Source organism: Hoeflea sp. (assembly GCF_039975035.1).
Classification (GTDB): Bacteria; Pseudomonadota; Alphaproteobacteria; order Rhizobiales; family Rhizobiaceae; genus Hoeflea.
On the sequence record NZ_JBDWHW010000141.1, the window covers coordinates 55824 to 63564 of the forward strand.

Annotated in this window: 8 protein-coding genes; all 8 read right to left on the reverse strand. The window is 60.2% G+C overall.

Annotated features, from left to right (window positions below):
• Positions 1-31: 31 nt before the first annotated feature.
• The 8 genes from ABJN75_RS12260 to ABJN75_RS12295 all read right to left on the reverse strand — a co-directional run bounded on the left by ABJN75_RS12260 (position 32) and on the right by ABJN75_RS12295 (position 7602).
• A complete protein-coding gene (locus ABJN75_RS12260; RefSeq protein ID WP_348439875.1) occupies positions 32-1774 on the reverse strand; it encodes a peptidoglycan DD-metalloendopeptidase family protein in 1743 nt (580 codons plus the stop codon).
• A 105-nt stretch (positions 1775-1879) separates the two neighbouring features.
• Positions 1880-2533, reverse strand: a complete 654-nt coding sequence (locus tag ABJN75_RS12265) for a protein-L-isoaspartate(D-aspartate) O-methyltransferase (RefSeq protein WP_348439876.1) — start codon at positions 2531-2533, stop codon at positions 1880-1882.
• Positions 2534-2536: 3 nt separating this feature from the next.
• Positions 2537-3295 carry a 5'/3'-nucleotidase SurE gene (surE, locus tag ABJN75_RS12270; RefSeq protein ID WP_348439877.1) on the reverse strand — a complete coding sequence of 253 codons (759 nt, stop codon included), beginning with the start codon at positions 3293-3295 and terminating at the stop codon, positions 2537-2539.
• 25 nt (positions 3296-3320) lie between these two features.
• Entirely contained in the window at positions 3321-4604 is a 1284-nt protein-coding gene (gene serS, locus ABJN75_RS12275) for a serine--tRNA ligase (RefSeq protein ID WP_348439878.1), read from the reverse strand.
• A gap of 81 nt (positions 4605-4685) precedes the next feature.
• Positions 4686-5525 (reverse strand): twin-arginine translocase subunit TatC, encoded by an 840-nt coding sequence (gene tatC / locus ABJN75_RS12280; protein WP_348439879.1) that lies wholly within the window; start codon positions 5523-5525, stop codon positions 4686-4688.
• On the reverse strand, positions 5522-6262 hold the full coding sequence (gene tatB, locus ABJN75_RS12285; RefSeq protein ID WP_348439880.1) for a Sec-independent protein translocase protein TatB: 741 nt from the start codon (positions 6260-6262) through the stop codon (positions 5522-5524). The genes tatC and tatB overlap by 4 nt, the downstream gene beginning before the upstream one ends.
• A gap of 41 nt (positions 6263-6303) precedes the next feature.
• Positions 6304-6513 carry a twin-arginine translocase TatA/TatE family subunit gene (locus ABJN75_RS12290; RefSeq protein ID WP_348439881.1) on the reverse strand — a complete coding sequence of 70 codons (210 nt, stop codon included), beginning with the start codon at positions 6511-6513 and terminating at the stop codon, positions 6304-6306.
• A 39-nt stretch (positions 6514-6552) separates the two neighbouring features.
• Complete coding sequence (locus ABJN75_RS12295) at positions 6553-7602, reverse strand: ABC transporter ATP-binding protein (protein WP_348439882.1); 1050 nt, start codon at positions 7600-7602, stop codon at positions 6553-6555.
• Between the last annotated feature and the right edge of the window lie 139 nt (positions 7603-7741).

Genomic DNA, 7741 nt, shown 5'->3' on the forward strand with positions numbered 1-7741 from the left:
GGCCTTTTTCCTCTTTCGCCTGGAGGGGCGCTTATTCGAGATATTTCGTCGGATCGACCGGCGTGGCGTTCTTGCGAACTTCAAAGTGCAGGCGCGGCGTCTTGGCCACTCCGGACATTCCGGAACTGGCGATAACCTGGCCGCGAACCACTTTGTCGCCACGGGTCACATTAAGATCTTGCGCGTGCGCATAAACCGTCACCAGACCATCATCATGCCGGACCAAGACGGTTTTCCCGTATTCCTTGAGACCATCGCCGGAATAGATCACAACGCCGTTCTCTGCTGCCTTGACCGGTGTACCGGCGGGCAGGGAAATATCGATCCCGTCGTTGCGCTTGCCGTTCTCGGTCTTGGCGAACCCGGTGATCACCTGGCCGCGCGCAGGCCAGCGGAACTTGTCAATTCCAGTCCCTGCCGGAGCGATCGAAGCGATGTCCGATTTGGTCTTTGCAGCGACACTGTCGTCTCCGGCGCTGACCGGAGGCGTATAGGCTTTCGGAGACGTCGCCTTGTTGACCGATGCAGTGGTCGATCTGTCAACCATCTCGGCTCCAGCTGCCGGGATGACAAGCGACTGGCCGATACGAATGTTCGATCCATTCAGGTCGTTCGCCGCCTTGAGCGCATCCACGCTCACATCGTATTTCCGCGCGATCTTGCTCAGCGTGTCGCCACCGCTGACGGTATAGACGCCATCAGCCTGGCCGCCTGATTTCGAATTGGACGCGGTCACCGTCTGTGGCGCTTCGGTTTCATTCTTCGGGCTGCGCAAAGCCGGCGCCGTCGGCAAAACGGCCACATCCTGGCGCGGTGCGGGCGCTGGCACCGGAATCCGGTCGTGTCTGGCCTCGCCGCGCAATCCGGTGCCCGAATTGGCGGAAACGGTCTTCGGATTGTTGTCCGGCGCCGAAACCGGCGCTTTTCGGGAATACACATAAACCGGAATCAGCAACTGCCGTCCGGCTGAAACCCGCGACGCATCATCAATGCCGTTTGCCTTCATGATTTCGCTGGCGGGAACACCGTAGCGCTTGGAAAGGTTGTAGATGGTTTCGCCCGGACCGAGCGTGATTCGGGTTCCGCCTGTCGTTGTCCAGCCCGCACTGCGCGGCGCCGTACCGGTCACGATCGGATCCGGCGCCATGACCTGTTCGGCGTCGTTGGCGTAGCTGGGATTCACCGGCACGGCCGATGCCAACTGCTGCGGCCGTTCGGGGAACGCCTGCGGTGCCTGAGCAACCCTGGCAGAAGCCAGCGTTACCGGTGTGGCCACGCTCGGCGCGGCAAGTGCGGGCTGCGCCGATGGCAACGTCCGCCGGGCAATTGTTGCCGATTGCTGCATACCGCCGTCAATCAACCTGGAAGGCGACGCAGCGGCGCGCGCCACCGAACCTGGTATCGAGCCTGTTGCCGTGGGATCATAGCCTGGTTGTGCGGGCGAACGGTAGTCTCCCGGAAACGCCTGAGAGGCCCCCGAGGGTGCCTGCGGAAAGGCCTGCTGATTGGCGCTCGCCGATTGCGGATAGGGATTGGCCTGCGGATAGCCGCCTGAAACTGCGTTGGCCGGGCTTGGACCGTTGCCTATTCCCACCATCGGCGCGAGTGTCGCCGAAGACGGTGCGGGCACCGAGGCGGTCAACAACTGATCCGTGTTCTGGTAAGAAAACCGGCTTGCATCCGAACTGCAAGCTGCAGCGGACCCCGCCAGAAGTGCGACACCGAGCAACCGGGTCACCGAAACACCTGGAACGACAGTCTGTCTGACACGCATAACACTACCCAATCAACGCAATACCAACTGGGATGATTAAAGCGCGTTAGTGTTACTCATCGGTTAAAGCGGCGAAATTCTGTGCTTTTGTTGGGATCGCGGCAGTTACAGCGCCAACGCCAGACCTGGTGAAAAAGGCCGATAAGGCACTTTAAACAGGTCTTCGCGCTCAAAGCGGCTCCCGATTTTGGTCAATCGCGCCATGTTGGCCGTGCCGCTTTCAGTCAGGATCGGTGCAAGCATGACTCCGCCAGTGGCCAACTGATCGATAAACTGGCGCGGCATGCCATCAAAAGCACAGGTTGCAATGATCCGGTCAAAGCTGCCCTCGCCGTTCATGCCCTTCATGCCGTCGGCTTGACGGGCAATCACACTGCCAAGTCCAAGATGAGCGAACCGTTGCCGGGCAAGCTGGACAAGTGTCTTGTAGCGATCGATCGTCACCACCCTTTCGGCCAGTCTAACTGCGACAGCGGCCAGAAATCCGCTGCCGGTGCCGATATCGAGAACCCTATGCCCCGGTTCGATCATCAATGCCGAAAGCAGCCGCGCCACGAGATCCGCGCTTTCGGCAAAACCGCCGCAATCTATCGGCATGAGCCGGTCCTGATAGGCGGCGTCCGCATAGGCTGCCGAAACAAACAGGGTGCGCGGCGTTTGCTCAAGCGCGGTCAGAAGCGCCTTGTCGGCGATACCTTCGGCCCGCAGCCGCAGGAACAACCCGGCAAATCCCTCCTTCTCCAGGAGCCGGCCATTCATCGATCAGGTTTCCAACGCAACGGCCAATTTCTCCTGGACCGCATGATTGGTCAGATCCAGCTTCAAAGGCGTGACCGAAATATACCCATTCGAGATGGCCTTTATGTCGCTGTTGGTTTCCGTCGAGAAATTACGGCGACCGAATTTCAACCAGAAATACGGAAATCCGCGCCCGTCCTGGCGTTCTTCAATCGACAGCGCATGGGTCAGCTGACCTTGATCGGTAACGACCACGCCCTTGACCTGATCGGCGGCGCAATTGGGAAAATTGACATTGAGCAACGTGCCTGCCGGCAGATCGACCCCGATGAGTTTCCTCAGCAGCTCCGGTGCAAGCGTCTCGACCACGTCCCACGGCACGATCCTGCCATCGGCCCAATTGTAGGCCTGGCTGATCGCGATTGAGCGGACACCCAGCAACGTTCCTTCCATGGCGCCGGCGACAGTGCCCGAATAGGTCACATCGTCGGCAACGTTCTGGCCCGAATTGACGCCGGACAACACCAGATCCGGACCCTTTTCCATCAGGCTGCGAATCGCCATGATGACGCAATCGGTCGGCGTCCCGCGCAGCGCATAGGTCTTGTCACGCACCTTGCGCAATCGAAGCGGTTCGGACAGGGTCAGGGAATGCGCCAACCCGCTCTGATCGGTTTCAGGGGCGACGATCCAGATATCGTCGGACAATGTCCGGGCGATGCGCTCAAGCACCTCAAGTCCCTCGGCGTGAATACCGTCGTCATTGGTGATGAGAATGCGCATTGCCGGTTCCTTCAAATTGAATGTGTTACGCCGCTTCCTCGATTTTCGAGACTCCGCCCATATAAGGCAGCAGCGCTTCCGGCACGGTGATCGAGCCGTCGGCGTTCTGATAATTCTCCATCACCGCGATCAGGCAGCGGCCAACCGCCACTCCCGAGCCGTTGAGCGTATGAACAAACCGCGTAGCCTTGTCGCCTGGCTTGCGGCAACGCGCATTCATCCGCCGCGCCTGAAAATCACCACAGACGGAACAGGACGAGATCTCGCGATAGGCATCCTGGCCTGGCAACCAGACCTCGATGTCATAGGTCTTTTGCGCGCCAAAGCCCATGTCGCCGGTGCACAGCACGATGGTGCGGAAATGCAGCCCGAGGCGCTTGAGAACGCTTTCCGCACTCGCGGTCATGCGTTCATGCTCTTCGAACGATTTTTCAGGTGTCGTCACCGAAACCAGTTCCACCTTGGTGAACTGATGCTGTCTGAGCATGCCGCGTGTGTCACGCCCGGCGGACCCTGCTTCGGACCGAAAACAGGCGGTCTGCGCGACGTAGCGTTTGGGAAGCTCGTCCTCGGAAATGATTTCACCGGCAGCCATGAAGGTCAGCGGCACTTCGGCGGTAGGAATAAGCCAGCGCCCGTCCGTGGTGCGAAACAGGTCGTCGCCGAATTTGGGAAGCTTGTCGGTGCCGTAAGCCGCCGCATCATTGACCATCAGCGGTGGATTGACCTCGGTGTAGCCATGCTCCCCGGTGTGCAGGTCAAGCATGAACTGTCCCAGCGCCCGTTCCAGCCGCGCCAGTCCCCCCGACAGGATGGTGAACCGCGAACCGGACATCTTGGCGGCGCGCTCGAAATCCATCATGCCCAGCGCTTCGCCAAGCTCGAAATGCTCTCTGACCTCGAAGCCGAATTCCGGCCTGGAGCCGGACACACGCACCTCGACATTTTCGCTCTCATCGGCGCCCACAGGAACTTCGTCGAGCGGGATGTTCGGCAACACCGAAAGCGCATGTTTGAGCGCCTCGTCAAGCTCGCGCTCCCTGGCTTCGCCGGCCTGGAGATCATCCTTGAGTTGCGCGACTTCGGCCTTGAGACTGTCGGCTGTAGCCTGATCCTTGGCAGCCATCGCCTTGCCAATGTCCTTGGACGCGGCGTTGCGGCGTTCCTGCAACGCCTGCAGCGCGCCCACATGGCTGCGACGGGCTTCATCAAGCTCGATCAGGCTCGCGGCCTGGGGCGCTGCTCCGCGTTTGCCAAGCGCGGCGTCAAGAGCCGCGGGATTTTCTCGTATCCATTTGATGTCAAGCATGGCTGGTCCCGGTCGTCGATTGGCAGCGCCGGAGCCGCGACTGCGCCAGCTTGCGGCACAGTGCGGATTTCACTCGGGAGCTCAGGCGTCGGCTTTTGGTTCGGCGTCGTCTGACGAAGCTGTCTCGCCGGGTTCTTCCGAAGCCGCTCTCGCAGCGCGCTGACGCTCCACGAGTCGGGCGCAATAGATGGCAATCTCGTAAAGAATGATGGTTGGCAGCGCAAGTCCGATCTGGGAAACCGGATCGGGCGGCGTCAGCACGGCGGCGGCAATGAAGGCGGCGACAATGGCATATTTTCGCTTGTCCTTCAGTCCCTGGCTGGTGAGCAGCCCGACGCGAGCCAGCAGCGTGGTCACCACCGGCAACTGGAAAACCAGGCCGAAAGCAAAGATCAGGGTCATGATCAGGCCGAGATATTCCGACACTTTGGGCAACAGCATGATCGAGGCTTCACCCTCGCCGCCGCTCTGTTCCATCGACAGGAAGAACCACATCACCATCGGCGTGAAGAAGAAATAGACCAGCGCCGCGCCCAGCATGAACAGGATCGGCGATGCGATCAGAAACGGCAGGAACGCGCCGCGTTCATTCTTGTAGAGCCCGGGCGCCACGAACTTGTAGACCTGTGCGGCGATCACCGGAAACGCGATAACCAGGCCGCCAAACATCGCGATCTTGATCTGGGTGAAGAAAAACTCCTGCGGCGCGGTGTAGATCAACTCGATCTTGCGATGATCCATGCCAGCCCATTGCACCGCCCATGTGAACGGCACGACCAGCATGTTGAACAGCGGCTTTGCAAAGGCGAAACACAACAGAAATGCCAGAAAGAACGCGCCAATTGCCCACATCAGGCGATTGCGCAGTTCCATCAGGTGTGAAAGCAGCGGCTGCGGCTTGTCTTCGGTATCGTCGCTCACGCCTTGCCCTCTTGCTTTGGTTTCCGGGCGCGGGGCTCGTTTTTAGCCTGAGCCGGGGTCTTGGTCTTCGCTGCGACGGATTTGGACTTGGCCGCCGGAGCCGCCTTGGACTTGACTGCGGGCTTTGCGGCGACTGCAGGCTTCGCTGTGGCGGAGGCTTTCGCCGGTGCGGGCGCAGGCTGGGTCGCCGGTTTGGGCGACGCAGCCTTAGCCTTTGCCGACGACGGCGCCTTGGCAGCTTTTGCCGCGGCTGGCGCCTTGGCGCTGGCTGCGGGCTTTGATGAGGTTGCAGACTTCGCAGCCGGTTTAGCGGCAGACTCCGAAATGACGGAAACCGGTTCGCCGGGCTTGACCTCCGGCGGACCATCCGGGAGCTTCATTGTCGCCTCCGGAATTGCCGTCTTGGGTTTCCACGCAGCCGTTTCCGACGGGGAGTTCACCGACTTTTCAAGATCCGAGCGTATCGATTTTGCCGAATCCTTCAGCGGGTTAACCGCATCCCTGATGGTCTGCATCGGGTTGAGCTTACGGGCGTCGTCGAAGGTCTTCTTGACGTCGTCCAGTTCGGCCTCGCGCAACGCCTCGTCAAACTGCCCCCGAAACTCGGAGGCCATGGACCTGAGTTTCTTGGTTGTCCGCCCGAAGGCGCGCAACATCGGAGGCAGGTCCTTGGGACCAACCACGATGATCAGCACAATGGCAACGACCAGGAGTTCTGGCCAACCGATGTCGAACATTCAGGCGTCTCCTCACCCGTCAGGGCAACGGGATTGGTGTATCAGCCACGATCCTTGGCATCAGCTTCTTCAGCCTTGCTTTCGACAGTCTTGGGGGCTTCAGGCGTGGCGTCATCATCGCCCATGCCCTTCTTGAAGCTCTTGATGCCCTTGGCGACGTCGCCCATCAATTCCGGAATCTTGCCGCGACCAAATAAAAGCAGCACAACGACCAGAACGATAAGCCAATGCCAAATGCTGAATGAACCCATGATACTCTCCTGTCTGCATCCCACCCTGATTTAGGGTGTTTAACCGTTTCTTTCAAACACCAAAATGTCACGCTCGTTAACGGTGACGGAAACATCGCGGACGCCGGCTCTTAATTGACCAGCGCGGATGCGGGCGTCAATTGGACTTTCGCCACCAGCAACCACCAATGTAACCAGTTCCTCCACACCGAGAAACCTGCGCGCCACCACTCGGGCTGAAACACCACAAGGCGTCTCCGTAACTTCAATGCCGGGCAGCCTTATTGCAATCGAGACCTTCGCGCCATCAGAAAAACCATGCGCTTTGACCGGACCGACCGGCGTTTGCGCCATTTCACCCGACACCGACCCGTCAAATACATTGATTTCGGAAAAGAAACCGGCGGCGAAAAGATTGACCGGACGATGATAGAGATCTTCCGCGGTTCCGACCTGCTCAAGCGCGCCATCTCTCAGCAGCGCAATGCGGTCACCCATGCGCATGGCTTCCTCGGCGTCGTGGGTAACCACCACCGCGGTGGCGCGGGCTTCGCGCAGGATCGCCAGGGTCTCCGCCCTGACGCTGTCCTTGAGCCGTGAATCGAGCCCCGAGAAAGGCTCATCCATCAACAGCACCGCCGGGCGCGGCGCCAGTGCCCGGGCCAGCGCAACGCGTTGCTGTTCGCCGCCCGAAAGCGCGTGCGGATAATTGTCGGCGTAGTGAACCATTCCCACACGGTCCAGCGCCGCCAGCGCTTCGCGCCTGGCGTCGGTCGAGGTGAGCGCCGTCAGTCCGAACCGGACGTTGTCGAGAATGGTCAGGTGCGGAAACAGCGCGAAATCCTGAAACATCAGACCGATGCCTCGGCGTTCGGGCGGCAGATTGATCGCCGGCCCGGAGATTTCGCGATCATTGAGCAAAAGCCGGCCCTGGCCAATCGGCTCGATCCCTGCAGCGATTCTCAAAAGCGTGGTCTTGCCTGATCCCGAAGGACCCAGCAGACACAGCACCTCGCCCGGCTCCGCAGCCAGCGTCACGCCACGAAGTGTCTGCAAATCACCATAGGCGTGATGCACGTCCTCGAACGCCAGACGGGCGGCAAATGTCACACCTGCCGTCCTGCGCGCGTTCGCCGCTCTGATCTGCTGTTTCACCTGGAGGGGACCCTTGCTTTCAGTCTCATTCGCATCCCGCGCCAAACCCGGGACCGGATGTTTAGTCCTCTGCTTCACCCATCGGTGTCAAGAG